Consider the following 19,144-nt stretch of genomic DNA (forward strand, 5'->3'; position numbering starts at 1 on the left):
CCTGCTGGTCATCGGCTTGCCCCCTCGGCGCCTTGGGCATCCGCCAGGTGTACGCCCCCCTGCCCTACCAGCAGCAGGCCGCCGTTGGCCAGGCCGCTGACGCCCGCCAGGGCGATGCGGTCGGCACGGTTGTACACGCTGAAGGTCTGGCCGCCATCGGCACTGCGCAGCACGCTGCCACCGTTGCCGACCAGCACCACGGTGCCATCATCGAGAAGCGTAGCGCTTGCCAGGCCGAATTCGAGGTTGCCGCGTGCGGCCTTGAGTTCGATGGGCTGCCAGCTGTCACCAAAATCGGTGGAGCGGAACAGGTTGCCGCGCAGGCCGTAGGCCAGCAGGGTGTGCGGCTGGGCGGTGCCGATCACGCCGAACAGTGAGCCTTCGTACGGGCTTTCAACCTTGGCCCAGGTCTGGCCGTTGTCAGCGGAGCGGAACATGCCGCCCTGCTCGCCCACGATGAACAGGCCGGCATCGCGCACCCGGGCGATGCCGTTCAGGTGAAGCTGGTCGGGGTTGTCCAGGCGCTCGGCCACGTCCTGCCAGTGCTGGCCGCCGTCGGTGGTTTCCAGCAAGGCACCGTAGGCCCCCACGGCAAAGCCGTGCTGGGCATCGAGGAAGGCGATATCGAGCAAGGGTGCTTCGCGGGCGAGGTCTTCAAACTGCTTGCTCCAGGTCGCGCCGCCATCGCTGCTGGTAAGGATCTGCGCGTCATGGCCGACGGCCCAGCCGCGCTTGTCGTCGAGGAAGAACACGGCGGTGAGCAGTTGCCGGGTAGGCACCCGGGCCTGGGTCCAGGTGTTGCCCTGGTCGTCGGAGAACAGGATATGGCCCCGATCGCCCACCACTACCAGGCGTTTGCCGGCATGGGTGGCATCGATCAACAAACTTTGGCTGGCCTTGGCCGATTCGGTGGAGTATTCGTCGGCGGCGGCGGCCTGAGCGCTGTCGGCCCACACCCCCAAAGCCAGCGCCAGCACTGCGCTGGCCGCCCATGGCCAGGCACCACGCCTGGCTGGCACCTGTAGCTGTTCCCTCATGACTGCCCCCTGTTGTGTTCTTCTTGGTGGGTCAATGCACTGCAGGCACTGCGAAAAGCCTGATCTAGAGGCCTGCAATAGCTTGAGGGGATCGTAGCGGGGATGTTTGCGGGATTACAACGGGCGGGGTGTTATGTTTTGTTGTCGGCTTGAAAAAGTCGGGGCCGCTGTGCGGCCCATCGCCGGCAAGCCAGCTCCCACAGGTATTCCACCGCCTTCAAGGCCTGTGATATCCCTGTGGGAGCGGGCATGCCCGCGAAGGGCTGCACAGCAGCCCCAGTTTCTAACAGGCTTACGCCAGGCTCTTGCTCACCACTTCATACACATCACTGGACAGCTCACCCGAAGCCAGAATCCGCTCCAGCTCGCCCTTCATCAGGCCCTGGCGCGCGTCGTCATACTTGCGCCAGCGGGTCAACGGTGCCAATTGACGCGAAGCAATCTGCGGGTTCAGCGCATTCAGCTTGATCACCAGGTCCGCCAGGAAGCGATACCCCGAACCATCCGCTGCATGGAAGTTGACCAGGTTCTGCCCGGCAAAGGCACCAATCAGTGCACGCACCTTGTTCGGGTTCTTCAGGGTGAACGCCGGGTGCTGCATCAGCGCCTTGACCCGCGCCAGCCCGCCCGGCAACGCGCTGGCCGCCTGCACGCTGAACCACTGGTCCATGACCAGCGGGTTGTCCTTGAAGTGCTCGGCAAAGGTTGCCAGCGCCTTGGCCCGCTCGGCTTCGAACGGCGAGTTGACCAACACCGCCAGCGCGGTCAGGCGCTCGGTCATGTTGTCGCACTGCTCGAACTGCTCCAGGGTCGCTTCCAGCACCTGCGGCTTGCCGCTCTGCATCAGGTACGACAGGGCAATGTTTTGCAGGCTACGGCGGGCAAAGTGCTCGGCAGAGGCCACGTAGGCGGTGCTGCGCGACACTTCACGGTTGGCCTGGTAGCGCACCCACAGGGCATCGAACAGCTGATCGGCGATCTGCTGGCGGGCGAACTCCCGGGCGGCGTGAATGGCGTCCACGTCGGCCACTTGGCTGATTTCGGTGAGGTAGGCCTCACCCGGCAGCGAGAGCATCTCGGCCACCATGGCCGGGTCCAGCGCTTCATTGCCCAGCACGGTGCCCAGGGCGATAATCAGGCGCTGGTCGAGCTTGAGCGCTTCGCCGCGCTGGTGTTGGCCGATCAGTTCCTGCAACACCTGCACCGACAGTTGCTGGCCCGCTTCCCAGCGGTTGAAGCCGTCGCTGTCGTGCTGCATCAGGAACATCAACTGGTCGCGGTCGTACGGGAAGCTCAGCTTCACTGGGGCGCTGAAACCACGCAACAGCGACGGCAGAGGCTTGGCCCCGATGCCCTGGAAGGTGAAGGTTTGCTCGGCCTCGGTCACCGACAGCACGCGGCTGCTACCTTGGGCAGCGGCTTCGCCGGCCAGTTGCAGCGGCAGGTCGTTGCCAGCGGCGTCCAGCAGGCCCAGTTCCACCGGGATCACGAACGGCAGCTTTTCGGCCTTGTCCGGGGTTTGCGGGCAGCTCTGGCGGAAGGTGAGGCTGTAGGCCTGCGCAGCCGCGTCATAGGCTTCGCTGACGTCCAGGCGTGGTGTACCGGCCTGGTTGTACCAGCGTTTGAACTGGGTGAAGTCGACGCCGTTGGCGTCTTCCATGGCCTTGATGAAGTCGTCGGTGGTCACCGCCTGGCCATCGTGGCGTTCAAAGTACAAGTCGCTGCCTTTGCGGAAGCCTTCGTTACCCAGCAGGGTACGGACCATGCGCACCACTTCGGCGCCCTTCTCGTACACGGTCAGGGTGTAGAAGTTGGAAATTTCAATGAAGCTGTCCGGGCGCACCGGGTGGGCCATGGGGCCAGCGTCTTCGGCGAACTGATGGGTACGCAGGTAGGCGACGTCTTCGATACGCTTGACCGTGCGCGAGTTCATGTCGGCGCTGAACTCGGCATCGCGGAACACCGTGAAGCCTTCCTTGAGCGACAGCTGGAACCAGTCACGGCAGGTGACGCGGTTGCCCGACCAGTTGTGGAAGTACTCGTGGGCGACCACGCCTTCGACGCGCTGGTGCGCGGCATCGGTGGCAGTTTCGGCACGGGCCAGCACACAGCTGGAGTTGAAGATGTTCAGGCCCTTGTTTTCCATGGCGCCCATGTTGAAGTCGTTGACCGCAACAATCATGAAGATGTCCAGGTCGTACTCACGGCCATAGACTTCTTCATCCCAGCGCATGGACTTCTTCAGGCTGACCATGGCGTGGTCGCACTTGTCGATGTTCTCGGGCTCGACGTAGATCCGCAGGGTCACGTCCCGGCCGGACTGGCGGGTGAAGTTGTCCTCGACGCACCACAGGTCACCGGCCACCAGCGCGAACAGGTAGGCCGGCTTCATGAACGGGTCTTCCCAGGTGGCCCAGTGGCGGCCATCTTCGGCCGGCCCGCTGCCGATCGGGTTGCCGTTAGACAACAGTATCGGGTAGCGATGCTGCTCGGCGATCACCGTGGTGGTGAAGGTGCTCATCACGTCCGGGCGGTCGAGGTAATAGGTGATCTTGCGGAAACCTTCGGCCTCGCACTGGGTGCAGAACATCTTGCCCGACTTGTACAGGCCTTCCAGCGCGGTGTTGCTCTCAGGGTGGATCTTTACGCTGGTGTCGAGGGTGAAGCGCTCGGCCTTGGGGTGCACGGTCAGGCTGTCGACGTCCAGCTGATAGTCGCCCGCGTGCAGTTCCTGGTCGTCCAGCGAGGCACGCAGCAGCTCCAGCTGCTGGCCATCGAGCACCAGAGGCGGCAGCCCGGCACCACGTGCCGGGTTGCGGCGCATGACCAGTTGCGCGTGAACCAGGGTGTGGTCCTCGAACAGCTCGAAGGTCAGGTGCGTCTCGTCGATCAGGTACTCGGGCGCCTGGTAATCCTTGAGGTAGATCACTTGCGGTTGTTCGGTACGCATGTGCAGGTCCTTTTTACTGGAGCACGGCCAACTGGTAGGCCGTGTACTTGCGAATATTGATCACACCGGTGTCGAAGATCAGGTACTGGCCCTTGATACCCAGCAGCGTGCCTTCCACTACCGGGTTCTTGTCGAGGTTGAAACTGACGATCTTTGTAGGGTAGGCCTCGACCGGGTAACGCATGTGCACCACTTCGGCGTCCGGCAGTGGCTGGATAGCCTGCAGGCCAAAACGCCCTTGCAGCTCGCGCAGGCCGTCGGCGCAGGCATCGAAAATCTGGTCACGAATGGCCGGCAGGTCGAGCGCCTCGGCGTCGCCTTTGAGCAGCGCACGCCAGTTGGTGCGGTCCGGCACCTGGCTGCGCAGCACGTCTTCGACCAGGCCGGATTGCTGGCGGGTGGCTACGCGCATGATCGGCAAAGCCTGGCTGGCACCCTGGTCGAGCCAGCGGGTGGGCAACTGGGTGGCGCGGGTGATGCCGACCTTGATCCCCGACGAATTGGCCAGGTAGACCACGTGGTCGGTCATGCAGAACTGTTCACCCCAGGACGGTTCGCGGCAGGTGCCGGCGTCGTAGTGGCATTTTTCCGGGGCCATGATGCACACATCGCACTGGGCCAGCTTGGTCATGCACGGGTAGCAATAACCCTGGCTGAAGCTGGTCTTGGTGCGCTTGCCGCAATGGCTGCAGTGAATGGCGCCGAGGTATTCCAGGCGCAGGCGCTGGCCGATCAACGGGTTGACCGACACCTGCGTGTCATCCAGGCGGAAGCTGTACTGCACCACCGGTGCCTGCAGGCTTACCGCCATCTTGCTCAACGAGCCACGAGCGAGTTCGATCAATGTACCGAGTCCGACTTGAACAGGATGTTGGCGATCGGCGCAGACTTCGATGCGCATTCCTGCGGGCCCATGTAACCGGTGCGCTGGTCTTCAGGCAGGTTTTTCATTTCCCAGGCGATAACGGCCTGCAACGACAGCTCTTTCTGCTCGGCAGTAAGCTTGCGGCCATCCGACCATTTGCCGATTTCCACGGCCAGTTTCAGGCTTTCGTAGATTTCAGGGGTGATGTTTTCAATCATTTGCGCGAAAGTGGACATAGTGTCTCCTGATTCAAGCTGACAGTTTACGCCGGGCCAGCGCCCCGCCCAAGAGCCCGGTCAGGCATCCGATGAGCAGCCCGCCCACGTGGGCGGCGTTGGCAATCTGGCCAAGGCCGAGGGTGCCGACCACACCGGTCAGGCACACCACCAGCCAGATCAGCATCATGACCAGCACGCCCTTGGGCAGGTTGAAATAACGGTTGGGTGCCAGCCACTGGAACAGCCACACATGCCCGAGCAGGCCGTACAGCACGCCAGACAGGCCGCCGAACAGGCTCGGCCCGCTGGTGTAGTGCTGGGCCAGGTTGGACACCAGGCTGAACAGCAGGGTAAGGCCCAGCAGCATCCAGGGGCCCTGGCGCAGCTCGATGCGTTTACCCAGCTCCCAGTACCACAGGCTGTTCATGGCCAGGTGCAGCACGCCGAAGTGCAGCAGCATGGGCGATACCAGGCGCCACCACTGGCCCTGGTCGAGGGTTTGCGCCAGCGGGGTGAAGTACAGGTAGTCGCCCTGGACGCGGAAGTCGAGGAAGGTGAACCAGCTGATGGTGGTGAAGTTGTCGCCCAGGCTGGTGAGGCCGGCGACGATGAAGCACGCCAGCAGGGTCAGGGTGGTGACTTTGCAGGCTTTGGCCTGTTCTGCCAGGGAGGGCTGTGTTGGGGCATTCGCGGGCATGCCCGCTCCCACAGGGGCATCAGTTGCCTGGATGTCGGCGTTACCTTCGGGGAAGCGCTGGTAGAGCTCGCGGACATCTTCGGCGAGGGTGTCGGGGGCCCAGAGGACCTGGGCATCGCCCTCTTCGCTCACCCGGTGCGGCACTTGCAGGCGCTGCAACAGGTGGACGAAGCCGCTGAGGTCGACCGACAGCGGCAGGCGCATCACTTCGATAATGTTCATTGGTTGGCCTGTGGGCGGTCGACGTCAACCCAGACGAACTTGTGCGGGTCGATGCGGGTTTCATCATCCAGCCGATAGGCGACCAGCTTGCCGTAAAGCACGGCGCTGTAGTCCAGGCAGGCCAGGTTGGCGCGGATCGGCGCCGGGCGGCCGCTGCGCCAGTAATGGCCAACGAACAGCAAAGGCTCGTCTTCGTCATAGCGCAGCAAGGCATTCTTCTGGCTGTGGCTGAGCGGGGTGCTGGCCACCGCTTCGGGCAAGGCATCGGGCTGGAACACGATGTCGCCGTAGGTTTGCGGGTCTTCTTCCCAGAACTTGGTGCGGAAGAAGGCGCGGGTCAGGCCGTCGCCGCCCGTCAGGGTCAGGCCGTCCGGCAGGCGCATGTCGGTGCCGCGCAGCAAGCGGTTGCACACCGTGGCGGCAAAACTGTTGCTCACCGCCGAGGCCTGGATGAAGTGCTGGTCGATACGCCCGTCGGGGTACTGCTGGCGCAACGGTTCGATCAACCGCGGGTCCCAGCAGGCGTGCACCAGGCGGAAGCGCCCGGCGTCGACGAACAGCGGCATCTGGTAGAACCAGTTGACGAAGTCGTGCCAGTCGCCGGGGTGGTGGGCGAACTGGGTCAGGGTTTCGTCGATCAGCCGGGCGTGACGTGGCGTGTGCTCGCGCACATAGGCTTTGCCGCTGCCAGGCAGTGCCGGGGTCACCCAGCCCAGGGCGTTGTACTCGTGGTTGCCCATGATGCACAACGCCTGGCCCGCCTCGACCATATCGTGGACGATATGCAGCGCCTCGCGGATGCGTGGCCCGCGGTCGACGATATCGCCCAGGAACAGCGCCATGCGCCGCGGGTGGCGCCACACGCCGGCCACGCGCTTGTAACCGAGGGCGTCGAGCAGGCGTTCAAGGGTCAGCGCACAGCCGTGCACGTCACCGATGATGTCGAAACTTCGCGCCGGATCGAACATCAGTCGTCCCTGCTCCCCAGGCGGCTGCCCCAACCCAGCTTGGTGCGGCAGACTTCGTAGTAATTGTGGTCCAGCGGGTGGATCAGGCGCAGTTTCTGCGGCTTCTTGCTGACCGTGATGGTGTCGCCGGGGGCGCAGGTGAAGTGGTTCTGGCCGTCACAAGACACCTGCGGGTAGATCTGCAAGTCCTTGGACACCACGATTTTCAGCTCGCTGTTGCCGTCGACCACGATCGGCCGGCCAGACAGGGTGTGCGGGTACATCGGCACGATGACGATGGCATCGAGCTTGGGGTGCATGATCGGGCCACCGGCCGATAGCGCGTAGGCGGTGGAGCCGGTGGGGGTGGCGACGATCAGGCCGTCGGCCTTCTGGCTGCAGACGAACTGGCCGTCGATGTAGATTTCGAACTCGATCATGCGCGTGGACTTGCCCGGGTGCAGCACCACGTCGTTCAGCGCATCGCCCTGGCCAATGGCTTCGTGGTGGCGGCGCACCTCGGCCTGCAGCAAGAAGCGGTTTTCCACCAGGTAGTGGCCGTCGAGCACCTCGGCGACTTTCTCTTCCAGCTCATCGGGGCGAATGTCGGTAAGAAAGCCCAGGTTGCCACGGTTGATGCCCAGCACCGGTATGTTGTGGCGGGCCAGCGCACGGGCGGCGCCCAGCAGGCTGCCGTCGCCACCCACCACGATGACCAGGTCGCAGACCTCGCCCAGCAGCTTGCGGGTGGAAGTTTGCAGGCCGTGGCCGGGTAGCACTTCGGCGATGGTGTCCTCGAGGATCACGTGCAGGTGGCGGTCGAGGAGGAATTTTTTCAGTCGGCGAATGGTGTCGAGCACCTGCGAGCTGCCAAGGCGACCGATGATACCGATATTGCGAAATTGCTCCATGGGGCTCCTGCGAGGCTCTGCGGCGGGTGACGATGGGCCGATTATGGGCGAAACCACCGGGTAGCGGCAAACCGGCTATGCTCGCTGCATGACGCCATTCATGCATCTACATGACCTGCCCCGGCAACTGCGCCGCCCTGCGGTACGCGACCTGGCCTGGGCCATGCTGTCGCCGCCCTTGCTCAGCGCCCCGCCCTGCCCCCAGCGCCACCCGCTGGCAGGCAGCCTGTGGGCAGAGCAGCCGCAGCGCCTTGAGCAGTGGTTGCGGGCGCTGGATGAGGATGACCGCCCCCTGCAAGACTGGTTGGCAAAGCTGGGCAGCCGGAGGCTGGGGCATTACTACGAACGCCTGTGGCAATTCGCCCTGGGCCAGGCGCCGGGCATAGAGCTGCTGGCAGCCAACCTGGCGATTCGTGACGCTGTGCGCACGCTGGGCGAGCTGGACGTGGTGCTGCGTGACCGTGACGGCGCGCACCACCTGGAACTGGCAATCAAGTTGTACCTGGGGCCGCAAGGCGCCGGGCACGACCCGCACGCCTGGCTTGGCCCTGGCTGCCATGACCGGCTGGGGACCAAGCTTGCGCACCTGGCGGGGCACCAGTTGCCCATGTCGAGAGGGGCGCACAGCCGCGAGGTGCTGAACCAGCTGGGGATTGATGAGCTACAGGCACATGTGTGGCTGGGGGGTTATCTGTTCTATCCATGGCCCGGGCATGCCGAACCACCCGCGGGCGCCAATCCGCAGCACTTGCGCGGGCGCTGGGTGCGGCGGCAGGCCTGGGCCATGAATGAGGGTGAGCATTGGCAGCCGCTGCAACGGCATGCCTGGCTGGCACCTGCGCGTGTCGAAGCCGGCGAATGCTGGGCGGTGGAGCAGTTTGCGGCCTGGTTGCATGTACTGGAGCGCCAGGCGCCGGCGCAGTTGCTGGTGCGCCTGGAGCCTGATGCCGATGGCGCCTGGAAGGAAGTGGAGCGGGTGTTTCTGGTGGCTGATGACTGGCCGTATCTGCCCGATAATTGATGTCGCCTGTTCTGGCCTCTTCGCGGGCACGCCCGCTCCCACAGGTACCGCACAGATTTCAAAGACTGTGCAGTACCTGTGGGAGCGGGCGTGCCCGCGAAGAGGCCAGTGCTGGCAACACAATTTTCACAGACCCAGCGCAAAGATCTGTTCCCGGTAACCACTACAGTGGTACCTGAGCGCCAGCAAGAGCGCCACCCCGACCTGATGACGAGGACCGATCATGGTTTCATCCACCCCCGCGACCCATTACGCGCGCCTGTCCATCGCCCTGCACTGGCTGATGCTGGTGCTGCTGGCCGCTGTCTATGCGCTGATCGAACTGCGCGGCCTGTTCCCCAAGGACAGCGTCGAACGCAACCTGATGAAAGACCTGCACTTCATGCTCGGGCTCAGTGTGTTCGCGCTGGTGTGGCTGCGCCTGGCCATGCGCCTGAGCCGCCCGACCCCGCCCATCGTGCCCAAGCCACCGGCCTGGCAGACCGGCCTTGCGCACCTGATGCACCTGGCGCTGTACCTGCTGATGATCGGCATGCCGCTGGCCGGCTGGCTGATCCTCAGCGCCGCCGACAAGCCGGTACCGTTCTTCGGCCTGGAGTTGCCACACCTGATCGGCCCGGACCCGGACCAGGCCAAGTTCATCAAAGGCTGGCATGAACGTATCGGCAGCTGGGGCTACTGGCTGATCGGCCTGCACGCGCTGGCCGGGCTGTACCACCATTACGTACAGCGCGACAACACGCTGCTACGCATGCTGCCCTACAAGTAACCGCGTCGGCCCTGCAGGCCACCGGTGTGCACGACGATCAGCCGGGTGCCGGGCGCGAACAGCCCGGCCTCGACCTGTTCGCGCAGGGCCAGCAAAGCCTTGCCGGTGTAGAGGGCTTCGAGTGGCACACCGCTGTGCTGCTCACACTCGGCGATGAACGCCAGCAGCTCATCGTCGAACTTGCCGAAACCGCCGCGGCAGGCGTCGTGTAGCTGGTAGCCGTGTGCGCCGGCCAGTGCTGCCACCGTTTGAGGTACGCCATGACCCCTGGGCACGGCCAGCGCGCCATGCACGGCACGTGCGCCCGCCTCTGCCAATACCAGGCCGGCCAGGGTCGTACCCGTTCCGGCAGCCAGCCACCAGGCGTCATAACCAGACCAGCCCAGCGCCGCGATCTGTGAGCGCGCCTGCGCCATGATCAGGGTACAGCCCTGTGCACCGGCCAGCCCTCCGCCGCCTTCGGGGATGCAATGCCAGCCGGGGTAGCGTGCCTGCCAGGGCTCCCAGAAGCCGGCTTCGTTGCGTGCGCGATAGCCGCCATAGCCCAGCCAGTGCAGTTCCATGCCCAGCGCCTGCAGGTCACGCACAGTGGGTGTGTGCTGGGCATGGCCGCGCAGCAGGCCGGCAGTGGCGAAACCGAAGCGCTTGCCTGCGGCGGCCAGGGCGTGCAGGTGGTTGGAATGGTTGCCGCCCAGGCTGATCAGGCCCCGGGCGTTCCTGGCGCTGGCCTGTTGCAGGTGGTGGCGGAGCTTGAACCATTTATTGCCGCTGATCAGTGGGTCGATCAGGTCCAGGCGCAGGATGGCGGCCTGGACCTGGGCTTGTTGCAGCCAGGGCAGGTTCAGGGGTTGCAGGGGCGCTTGCGGGAGGTCGAAAAACATCGTGCGAGTTTACCAGCGAAATCCTGGGGCCGCTGTGCGGCCCTTCGCGGGCACGCCCGCTCCCACAGGTTTGGCGCTGACTTCAGGAGTGCGCTATCCCTGTGGGAGCGGGCGTGCCCGCGAAGGGCTGCAAAGCAGCCCCGGCAATCTCAGAGCTCAGCCGCCAACCTTGACCCTTGGTTGATCGCCCGCTTGGCATCCAGCTCCGCCGCTACATCTGCACCACCAATCAGGTGCACCGACTGCCCTGCCGCCACCAGCCCGTCCTGCAATTCGCGCAGCGGGTCCTGCCCTGCGCAGATCACCACGTTGTCCACCGGCAACACCTGCGGCTCGCCGTCCGCCACGCGAATATGCAAACCGGCATCGTCGATACCCAGATACTCGACGCTGTTAAGCATCTGCACCCGCTTGTTCTTCAGCCCGGTGCGGTGAATCCAGCCGGTGGTCTTGCCCAGGCCATCACCCACCTTGGACGTCTTGCGCTGCAACAGGTACACCTGCCGCGCCGGTGCATGTGGCTCGGCCTTGACCCCGGCTACACCACCGCGTGCTTCCAGGCGGGTATCGATGCCCCACTCCTTCCAGAACGCCTCACGGTCCTGGCTGGTGGCCACGCCATGGTGCACAAGGTGCTCGGACACATCGAAACCAATACCCCCCGCACCTATGACCGCGACCGCCTTGCCCACGGGTTTGCGTTCGAGCAACACGTCCAGGTAGCTGAGCACCTTGGCATGCTCGACACCAGGAATGGCCGGGGTACGCGGTGCGATGCCGGTGGCCAGGATAATGTCGTCGTAGCCGCCACTCACCAGCGCCTGCACATCGACACGGGTATTCAGGCGCAGGTCCACGCCGGTACTTTTCACCTTGTTGCGGAAGTAGCGCAGGGTTTCGAAGAACTCCTCCTTGCCCGGCACCCGCTTGGCGACGTTGAACTGCCCGCCTATCTCGCTGGCAGCGTCGAACAGGGTGACCGAATGGCCGCGCTCGGCGGCCACGGTGGCCGCTGCCAGGCCAGCCGGGCCGGCACCCACCACGGCAATACGCTTCACTGCCCGCACGGGCAGGTAGTTGAGTTCGGTTTCGTGGCAGGCACGCGGGTTGACCAGGCAACTGGTCAGCTTGCCGCCGAACGTGTGGTCCAGGCAGGCCTGGTTGCAACCGATACACGTGTTGATCTCATCGGCACGGCCGGCCGCCGCCTTGTTGACGAAGTCCGGGTCGGCCAGGAACGGGCGGGCCATCGAGACCATGTCGGCATCACCCTCCGCCAGCACCGCCTCAGCCACTTCCGGGGTGTTGATGCGGTTGGTGGTGATCAACGGGATGCTCACCACGCCACGCAGCTTGGCAGTGACCTTGCTGAATGCCGCACGCGGCACCTTGGTGGCGATGGTCGGGATTCGCGCTTCGTGCCAGCCAATGCCGGTGTTGATCAAGGTGGCGCCGGCCTGCTCGATGGCCTTGGCCAGCAGCTCGATTTCGTCCCAGGTGCTGCCCCCCTCCACCAGGTCGAGCATCGACAAGCGGAAGATGATGATGAAGTTCGGCCCTACCGCGCCACGCACCCGGCTGACGATTTCCACCGCAAGGCGCATGCGGTTTTCATAGCTGCCGCCCCAGCGGTCGGTGCGGTGGTTGGTGTGGGCGGCGAGGAACTGGTTGATGAAGTAGCCTTCCGAACCCATGATCTCGACGCCGTCGTAACCGGCACGCTGGGCCAACACCGCGCAATTGACGAAGTCGGCGATCTGCTTCTCGATACCGGCTTCGTCCAGCTCCTTGGGCTTGAACGGGTTGATCGGCGCCTGGATCGCGCTTGGCGCCACCTGGCGCGGGCTATAGGCATAGCGCCCGGCATGCAGGATCTGCAGGCAGACCTTGCCACCTGCGGCATGCACCGCTTCGGTGACGATGCGGTGCTTGTCGGCCTCTTCCTCGGTGCTGAGCTTGGCCGCCCCGGAATACACCCCGCCTTCATCGTTGGGCGCAATGCCGCCGGTGACCATCAGGCCGACACCACCGCGGGCGCGCTCGGCAAAGTAGGCAGCCATGCGCTCGAAGCCGCCCGGGCGCTCTTCAAGGCCGGTGTGCATCGAGCCCATCAGGGTACGGTTGCGCAAGGTGGTGAAACCCAGGTCCAGCGGGGCAAGCAGGTGCGGGTAGCGGTCGGCGGCCATGGAAAGGTCCCCATTTGGCGTGGTCACGGGATGCGGGTGCCTCACCGGGCCCCGTCGTTTGTCTGCCTGCGACATTAAACAGCCGTTTGAATTGGCTCAATGATCAAAACTGACAAGTTAATGATCATAAAAAACACGCAGAGCGGACTTTTTTGTAATGGCGCGTCAAAATGTGTCAGGACATGTATTGAAAATGTAAGTCATTTGTAAATAATTCTCATCCGACAATAAATACCATTTGGATGCTGCTTTCATGCTCAAAACCCGCCTTACCCGGCTGTCCCCCCTGTCGCTGCACCTGTGCCTCGGCGTCGCCGCGGCAATGACCACCGGCGTGGTACGCGCCGAAACGCTGGAACCCACGACAGAGGAGGCTGCCAAGGAAGGCGGCAAGAAAACCTCACCCGCGCTGGAACTCAGCGCCACCAATATCGAAAGCCAATGGCTGGGCGCCAACACGGAAAACACCGGCAGCTATGTGCCGGGCACCACCACCATGGGCGGCAAGGGGCCGCAGAAACTGCGCGAGATTCCGCAATCAGTCACCGTTATCACCGATCAGCGCCTGCAGGACCAGCAGCTGCGCAACATGGACCAGGTGATGAACCAGATGACCGGTGTTACCCGCAAGGAGGCATGGGCCAAGAACACCTATGTGTCCCGTGGCTTCGAAATCAACGATGTGCGCTACGAAGGTGGCGCCACATCGAGCATGCTCGACAGCAGCCGCTACGAAGACCTTGCCCAGTTCGACAGCGTCGGCTTGTTGCGCGGTGCCGACGGTTTGTATGGCGCAGGTGAACCGGGCGGCGTGATCAACTTCAGCTACAAGCGCCCGCTGGCGCAGCCGCAGGTAAAAACCCTGACCTCGGCCGGCAGCTGGGACAACTACCGCGGCGAATTCGATGTAACCGGCCCTTTGGCAATGGACGGGCGCCTGCGCGGGCGCTATGTAGGCGTACTGGAAGACAAACATAACTTCGTCGACTACGACCACAAGAAACGCAACCTCAATTATGTGTCGTTCGAGTTCGATGCCAGCGACGATACACTGCTGTTCTTCGGTGCCAGCCACCAGCGTGACGACCTCAATGGCGTGCGCAACACCCTGGGCCGCTTCTCCGATGGCAGCGATCTGGGCCTGTCACGCAGCACCAACCTGACCACGCCCTGGAGCTGGAACGATATCGAGAACACCACGGTGTTCGCCCGCCTGGACCAGCAACTGAGCGACAACTGGAAAGCCGTGGCCAACGTACGCCACAACATCAACCGCAACGCGCAGAATGTGGTGGAGCTGGAAAACCCCATCGACCCGGCCACTGGCACCGGTGGTTCGTGGTGGAACAACCAGCATGATTTCAAAACCACCAACACCACCCTGGACCTGAACCTGCAAGGCTCGTTCGACGCGTTCGGCCACATGCACGACCTGACCGTGGGGGTGGACGGCAGCAAGCTCAAGAGCCGTGGCGGCAGCTACTGGAACTTCCTTTACGACGACCTGATCTTCTCGCCAACCCTGCCGGACCGCTTCCCCACGGCGCAGAACTTCCCAGACACCAGCACCGATGTGCGCAAGGCTGGCGCTTACACCTCGCTGCGCATCCGCCCGGTGGACGACCTGTCGCTGATCATCGGTGGCCGCTATACGCTCATGGAAGACACCGAGTATGTCGGTGCCAATGGCCAGAAGCTCAACTCCATCGATGAGGACCGCCAGTTCGTGCCGTACTACGGCATTGTCTACGACCTCAGCGAAACCACCAGCCTGTATGCCAGCCACGCCGAAATCTACAAGTCGCAGGCCACCAAGCTGCAAGGCCCGCCGCCAGGCAGCAAGGCCCTGGAGCCGTTGACCGGCACCAACTACGAGGTCGGTATCAAGCAGGAACTGGCGGACGGCAAGCTGCTGGCCAGCTTTGCCTTGTACCGCATCGAGAAGAAGGGCGAGGGCCAGATCGACCCGGACTACCCACGCCAGTGGGGGTCTGTCACCTCATGCTGCTATGTCGGCAATGGTTATCAGCTGAGTCAGGGCTTCGAACTTGAACTCAACGGTGAGGTGCTGCCGGGGCTGCAAGTGGCGCTGGGCTATACCTACAACGCCAACGAGAACAAACGTGAAGGCGATGCGCGCTTCAGCACCCATACCCCGCGCCACCTGTTCAAGCTGTGGACCGACTACCGCTTCCAGCGCCTGCCGGCACTGAGCCTTGGCGCCGGGGTGATCGCCCAGAGCGAGCACAGCGAGTCGGGCACCGTGGTACCGTTGGGCGGTAGCGAATCACTGGACTACTCCTTCGTGGAAAGCGGCTACGCCATCTACTCGGCGCGTGCCGCGTACGATCTGGACGAGCACTGGACGCTGGCCCTGAACGCCAACAACCTGTTCGACAAAACCTACTACAGCACCGTGTCCTCGACCGGCTATGGCAACCTGTATGGTGAGCCGCGCAGCTTCCTGGTCAGCCTGAGCGGCAAGTTCTGATGCCGCCGCCGGGGCCGGTTGCGGCCCCGGTACGACCAAATCGCACAATTGACCTTCCGCTGGGCGCCGGTTTGCTCGTACCCTTGTCACAGTTTCAACTGAATAGACACGGCCAATGCGAAAACTGCTTGCTGGCGCCCTGGCGCTGGTCTTCCTCGCCGCCCTCTGTGGTTATGGCTTCTGGACCCAACAGCGCCCGGAAGGCCACTACCTGTCCGATCTGCGCATCGAGCTGGCACTCAACCATGGCGTACCGGGCGAACACGGTAACCTGCTCGGTGTCGAGCCGTTGCTGTTCCCGGGCGACTACCAGAACCTGCAACGCCTGCACCGCAAGCTTGCAGCTTACCTGGAGCAAGCGCGCGCCCAGGGGCTGGTGAACACACGCACGGTGGTGGTGCTGCCGGAGCATATTGGTACCTGGCTGTGGGCACGCGGGGAAAAGAACGAGCTTTATCAGGTGACGCAAAGCCGCGAGGCCTTGCAGTGGCTGGAGCTAAGCAACCCGCTGCTTTATGGCCTGGCCATGCTTGGCACCGACGGCGACGACTGGCGCGCTGACGCGCACCTGCGCATGAAGGCCAAGCAGATGGCTGCGGACTACCAACAGCTGTTCGGCGGCCTGGCCAAGGAGTTCGGCGTCACGCTGGTGGCCGGCTCCATCGTGCTGCCTGCGCCCTACGTGAAACAGGGCGTGCTGCACGTCGGCAGTGGCCCGCTGTTCAACAGTAGCCTGGTGTTTGCCGCTGATGGATCACTGCTGGGCCAACCCCAGCGCCAGCAATTCCCCGACAGTGAAAACCGCCGCTACGTCCACGCTGGCCGCCAGCAACCGCTGCAAGTGGTACAAACCCCTGCCGGGCGCCTGGGCGTGTTGGTGGGCAGTGACAGCTGGTACCCGGAAAACCATCAGCAATTGGCACAACAGGCCGTACAGCTGATTGCCAACCCGGTGTTCCTCAGCGGCAAGGGCAGTTGGGATGCGCCTTGGCGTGGTAATCGCCATCAGGGCGCCAGCGCCGGGCTTGCCCTGCAACGTGGCGAAGTCAGCGAACAGGGCGCATGGCAACGCCTGACCGAGGCAGCCGGGGCCAGCGTCAGCAGCATGAGCGTGTTCATGCGCGGGCAGTTCTGGGAACAGGCCGGCGACGGCCAGGGCTTTGCCCGCCAGTCGGGCGAATTGCTGGTGGGGACTCCCAGCCATGGCGCCCGCCTCCTGAACCTGTGGCTGTAGGCCCATGGCCCGCCCTCGCGTACGCCTTGGCGACCTTTCGGTTGGTTTTGTCCAGCCGCTGAGCGAGGCGCTGCGCGAACTGGGGCACGACCCCGAGGCCCTGCTGAGCCGCTATGGCCTTGATGCGCCACGCCTTGCCGAAGCCGGCGCACGCTTGTCGATTCCCCGCTACATGCACCTGGGCCACGCAGCCATCGAGCTGAGCGGTGAGGCCGCACTGGGCCTGCATATGGGGCGCCTGAGCCGCCTGGCGCATGCCGGCCTGGCCGGGGTCACCGCCGCCCAAGCGCCGACCTTGGGCGAGGCGGCGCGCACCCTGCTGCGTTTTGAGCCACTGTACGCGGCCAACTACCGTGGCCAATCCAGCTTTGAGGAAGATGCCCAAGGCGCCTGGTTGCGCTTTTATTCGATCAGCCCCTACAACGCCTACAACCGTTTCGTGGTCGACTCGCTGCTCGCCGGGTGGCTGGCACAGCTTGCCGATCTGGCGGGTACGGCGGTACAGGCCGAGCGCCTGGACATCGAATTTCCCGCCCCTGCCTATGCTGCGCGGTATCAAGCGCTGTGCAGCACGCCTGTGCAATTTGCGGCCGAGGGCAACCGGCTGCGGCTAGGCCGCGCAACACTGCAGCTGGCCAACCCCAGGCATTGCCCAAGCACCTGGCAGCATCTGTTGCAGCTGTGCGAGGCACAAATGCAGCAGCTTACGCGGGTGCGCAGCCTGGGCGAGCGCATTACCCACCTGCTGGGCCCGCTGCTCAATGGTGGCCGTGAACCAGACCTGGAAGAAGTGGCGCTGCACCTGCAACTGCCCACCTGGACACTGCGCCGCAAGCTGGCCGAGGAAGGCACGCGCTTTCGTGACTTGCTCAACGAAACACGGCGCGACCTGGCCGAGACCTATATCCGTGATACGGAGCTGGCCTTTGGCGAGATTGCCTATCTGTTGGGGTTTGCATCGGCAGAGGCCTTCCAGCGCGCGTTCAAGCGCTGGACGGGCCTTACGCCGGGGGAGTTCCGCCGCAGCCAGCGACGGGCGGGCTAAAGCTCGGTAGCGTCGTCAGCCGGTTCCGGGGTGTCCAGCTCGTAAGCCTGGGTTTCGAGTAGTTCTTCCTGATATTCGTCCATGCCCTGTGTCCTCTTTGTCATTTTGTCTTCGTAGGTGTCGCCTTCAAGCTAAGCAGGTGGCATGAAGGAATGATGACAAGCTACGAGTGGTAAACGTAGCAGGTGTTCAGGAAGTTATCGCGGGGCGTCTGTAACAGGGGATGTGTGCAGCCTGCGCCGGCCTCTTCGCGGGCTTGCCCGCTCCCACAGGATCTGCACAAGCGCTGAAACTTGCGCATTACCTGTGGGAGCGGGCAAGCCCGCGAAGAGGCCAGTACAGGCGATCATCAGAGAGCGGGTGAAGCCGCCTCGGCAGGCTGTGCATCCTGTTGAACCTGAATCGGTGCAGCCTCCGTAGGCGGCGCCACCGGCTGCGAACCCTGGCTGTCATTCACTGCCGGCGCTGCCACTGTTTCGCTGACCGGGGCAACGGCCGCTGGCGCTGGCGCAACCTCAGCCGCCGGCGCAGGTGTCGGAGCCACCGGGTTCGCCGCAGCCTGCTCCGGCAGCCCCAGGTCCACCGCTGGCTTTTCCGCCTTGGGCGCCTCGACCTTGGCTTTGGCAACTTTTTTCGGCTTGGGCAGATAACTCTCCACAAGGGCGAAATAGCGGTCATAGAACTGCGCGGCCGTTACCGTTTCACTGGCTACCTTGACCATCGAATCGTCACTGGAACCAATCGGCATGGACACCGAACCCAGCACCCCCACACCCAGGCTGGCGGAGGTGTTGGACTTTTTCAGCGCATACCGGTCCTGCAGGGCGTTGGCAAACATGGTCGAGCGCTGCTCGTCGCTCACATCCGGCGCGCAGGTGACGTTGAAGCTGATCTGCAGGTGGTTCTCGCTGTTCTGCTGGAAGCTCTTGTTGCCCACCACCTGGTTGGCACCGCTGCTGGTGATGATGTAGCCCTGGCTGAGCAAGGCACGCCGGGCCGCTTCGCAGGAGCCGGCGTCGCTCACCGGAAAGCTTCGCGAGAAGGTGCCCGAGTCATCGAAGTTCTCGTGTTCGTACACGGTGGTTTTTTTCGAAGAACAACCGGTCACGCCCGCCAGCACCAGGGCCAGCCCGAGCGCACCAAAGACGGAAGATCTGGTCATTGCGAATTCCGGGTAAGTCGAGAAGGTGCCTATTGTGCAACACAGCGGGTAGGCACAGGAACCATTGGTCGGTGAAGAACCTGTCAGGTTGGTGTAAATCTGGGTAAAGGCCGAAAAAATTAGCCCTGGAAACGAAAAAAGCGACCCGAAGGTCGCTTTTTTCGTGCTTCAAGGCGTTCAAGGGGCCTTGAGGCGAAGATGGCGCAGCGGACGGGACTCGAACCCGCGACCCCCGGCGTGACAGGCCGGTATTCTAACCGACTGAACTACCGCTGCGTATCATTCAGGCTTGCGCCCGATTGAAACCTGGGTCTACCCTTCCGGCGAATTCGCCTCAGGGCAGGCACAAAAAAAGCGATGACGTGATCGCTTCTCTTGTGTTTGCTTCAAGGTGTTCTAGGGACCTTGAAACGAAGATGGCGCAGCGGACGGGACTCGAACCCGCGACCCCCGGCGTGACAGGCCGGTATTCTAACCGACTGAACTACCGCTGCGTATCATTCAGGCT

General features: G+C 63.7%; 15 protein-coding genes and 2 tRNA genes. 5 read left to right on the plus strand and 12 right to left on the minus strand.

The window, feature by feature from the left end; translation table 11 throughout:
* Positions 1-8 precede the first annotated feature (8 nt).
* The 7 genes from ACFY9W_RS22085 to ACFY9W_RS22115 form a co-directional block, all read right to left on the minus strand.
* Entirely contained in the window at positions 9-1,037 is a 1,029-nt protein-coding gene (locus ACFY9W_RS22085; protein WP_391134674.1) for a YCF48-related protein, read from the minus strand.
* A gap of 292 nt (positions 1,038-1,329) precedes the next feature.
* Complete coding sequence (gene pepN, locus ACFY9W_RS22090; RefSeq protein ID WP_391134677.1) at positions 1,330-3,987, minus strand: aminopeptidase N; 2,658 nt, start codon at positions 3,985-3,987, stop codon at positions 1,330-1,332.
* A 13-nt stretch (positions 3,988-4,000) separates the two neighbouring features.
* Entirely contained in the window at positions 4,001-4,831 is an 831-nt protein-coding gene (locus ACFY9W_RS22095) for a DUF2797 domain-containing protein (protein ID WP_391134680.1), read from the minus strand.
* Positions 4,828-5,088 carry a YeaC family protein gene (locus ACFY9W_RS22100; protein WP_003260154.1) on the minus strand — a complete coding sequence of 87 codons (261 nt, stop codon included), beginning with the start codon at positions 5,086-5,088 and terminating at the stop codon, positions 4,828-4,830. Before ACFY9W_RS22100 ends, ACFY9W_RS22095 begins: the two co-directional genes overlap by 4 nt.
* 13 nt (positions 5,089-5,101) lie before the next feature.
* Positions 5,102-5,989: a rhomboid family intramembrane serine protease gene (locus tag ACFY9W_RS22105; protein WP_391134683.1), complete on the minus strand. Its 888-nt coding sequence runs from the start codon at positions 5,987-5,989 to the stop codon at positions 5,102-5,104.
* Positions 5,986-6,957 (minus strand): metallophosphoesterase, encoded by a 972-nt coding sequence (locus ACFY9W_RS22110; protein ID WP_391134686.1) that lies wholly within the window; start codon positions 6,955-6,957, stop codon positions 5,986-5,988. The genes ACFY9W_RS22105 and ACFY9W_RS22110 overlap by 4 nt, the downstream gene beginning before the upstream one ends.
* Positions 6,957-7,847, minus strand: coding sequence for an NAD(+) kinase (locus ACFY9W_RS22115; RefSeq protein WP_016485536.1), 891 nt, complete (start codon positions 7,845-7,847; stop codon positions 6,957-6,959). The genes ACFY9W_RS22110 and ACFY9W_RS22115 overlap by 1 nt, the downstream gene beginning before the upstream one ends.
* Before the next feature lie 88 nt (positions 7,848-7,935).
* On the opposite strand from ACFY9W_RS22115, the gene ACFY9W_RS22120 reads away from it, so the two are divergent.
* A complete protein-coding gene (locus ACFY9W_RS22120; RefSeq protein WP_391134690.1) occupies positions 7,936-8,868 on the plus strand; it encodes a DUF1853 family protein in 933 nt (310 codons plus the stop codon).
* Positions 8,869-9,091: 223 nt separating this feature from the next.
* The gene (locus tag ACFY9W_RS22125; RefSeq protein WP_391134693.1) at positions 9,092-9,637 is read left to right on the plus strand and encodes a cytochrome b/b6 domain-containing protein; all 546 of its coding nucleotides are present in this window, start codon (positions 9,092-9,094) and stop codon (positions 9,635-9,637) included.
* Here ACFY9W_RS22125 and ACFY9W_RS22130 read toward each other — a convergent pair.
* Positions 9,628-10,518 carry a pyridoxal-phosphate dependent enzyme gene (locus ACFY9W_RS22130; RefSeq protein WP_391134695.1) on the minus strand — a complete coding sequence of 297 codons (891 nt, stop codon included), beginning with the start codon at positions 10,516-10,518 and terminating at the stop codon, positions 9,628-9,630. The genes ACFY9W_RS22125 and ACFY9W_RS22130 overlap by 10 nt on opposite strands.
* A 149-nt stretch (positions 10,519-10,667) precedes the next feature.
* A complete protein-coding gene (locus ACFY9W_RS22135; protein WP_391134698.1) occupies positions 10,668-12,704 on the minus strand; it encodes an FAD-dependent oxidoreductase in 2,037 nt (678 codons plus the stop codon).
* Positions 12,705-12,957: 253 nt separating this feature from the next.
* Here ACFY9W_RS22135 and ACFY9W_RS22140 point away from each other — a divergent pair, with 253 nt between their 5' ends.
* From ACFY9W_RS22140 to ACFY9W_RS22150, 3 genes are all read left to right on the plus strand, one after another.
* Positions 12,958-15,195 carry a TonB-dependent siderophore receptor gene (locus tag ACFY9W_RS22140; protein ID WP_391134701.1) on the plus strand — a complete coding sequence of 746 codons (2,238 nt, stop codon included), beginning with the start codon at positions 12,958-12,960 and terminating at the stop codon, positions 15,193-15,195.
* A gap of 115 nt (positions 15,196-15,310) precedes the next feature.
* Positions 15,311-16,429, plus strand: coding sequence for a nitrilase-related carbon-nitrogen hydrolase (locus ACFY9W_RS22145; RefSeq protein ID WP_391134704.1), 1,119 nt, complete (start codon positions 15,311-15,313; stop codon positions 16,427-16,429).
* 4 nt (positions 16,430-16,433) lie between these two features.
* Positions 16,434-17,474, plus strand: coding sequence for an AraC family transcriptional regulator ligand-binding domain-containing protein (locus ACFY9W_RS22150; RefSeq protein ID WP_391134707.1), 1,041 nt, complete (start codon positions 16,434-16,436; stop codon positions 17,472-17,474).
* Positions 17,475-17,823: 349 nt separating this feature from the next.
* On the opposite strand, the gene ACFY9W_RS22155 is transcribed toward ACFY9W_RS22150, so the two are convergent.
* The 3 genes from ACFY9W_RS22155 to ACFY9W_RS22165 form a co-directional block, all read right to left on the minus strand.
* The gene (locus tag ACFY9W_RS22155) at positions 17,824-18,636 is read right to left on the minus strand and encodes a DUF2242 domain-containing protein (RefSeq protein ID WP_391134710.1); all 813 of its coding nucleotides are present in this window, start codon (positions 18,634-18,636) and stop codon (positions 17,824-17,826) included.
* 199 nt (positions 18,637-18,835) lie between these two features.
* Positions 18,836-18,912 (minus strand) — tRNA-Asp (locus ACFY9W_RS22160).
* A 141-nt stretch (positions 18,913-19,053) separates the two neighbouring features.
* Positions 19,054-19,130, minus strand: a tRNA-Asp gene (locus tag ACFY9W_RS22165).
* Positions 19,131-19,144 lie beyond the last annotated feature (14 nt).

The organism is Pseudomonas sp. NPDC008258 (genome assembly GCF_042956345.1).
Classification (GTDB): domain Bacteria; phylum Pseudomonadota; class Gammaproteobacteria; order Pseudomonadales; family Pseudomonadaceae; genus Aquipseudomonas.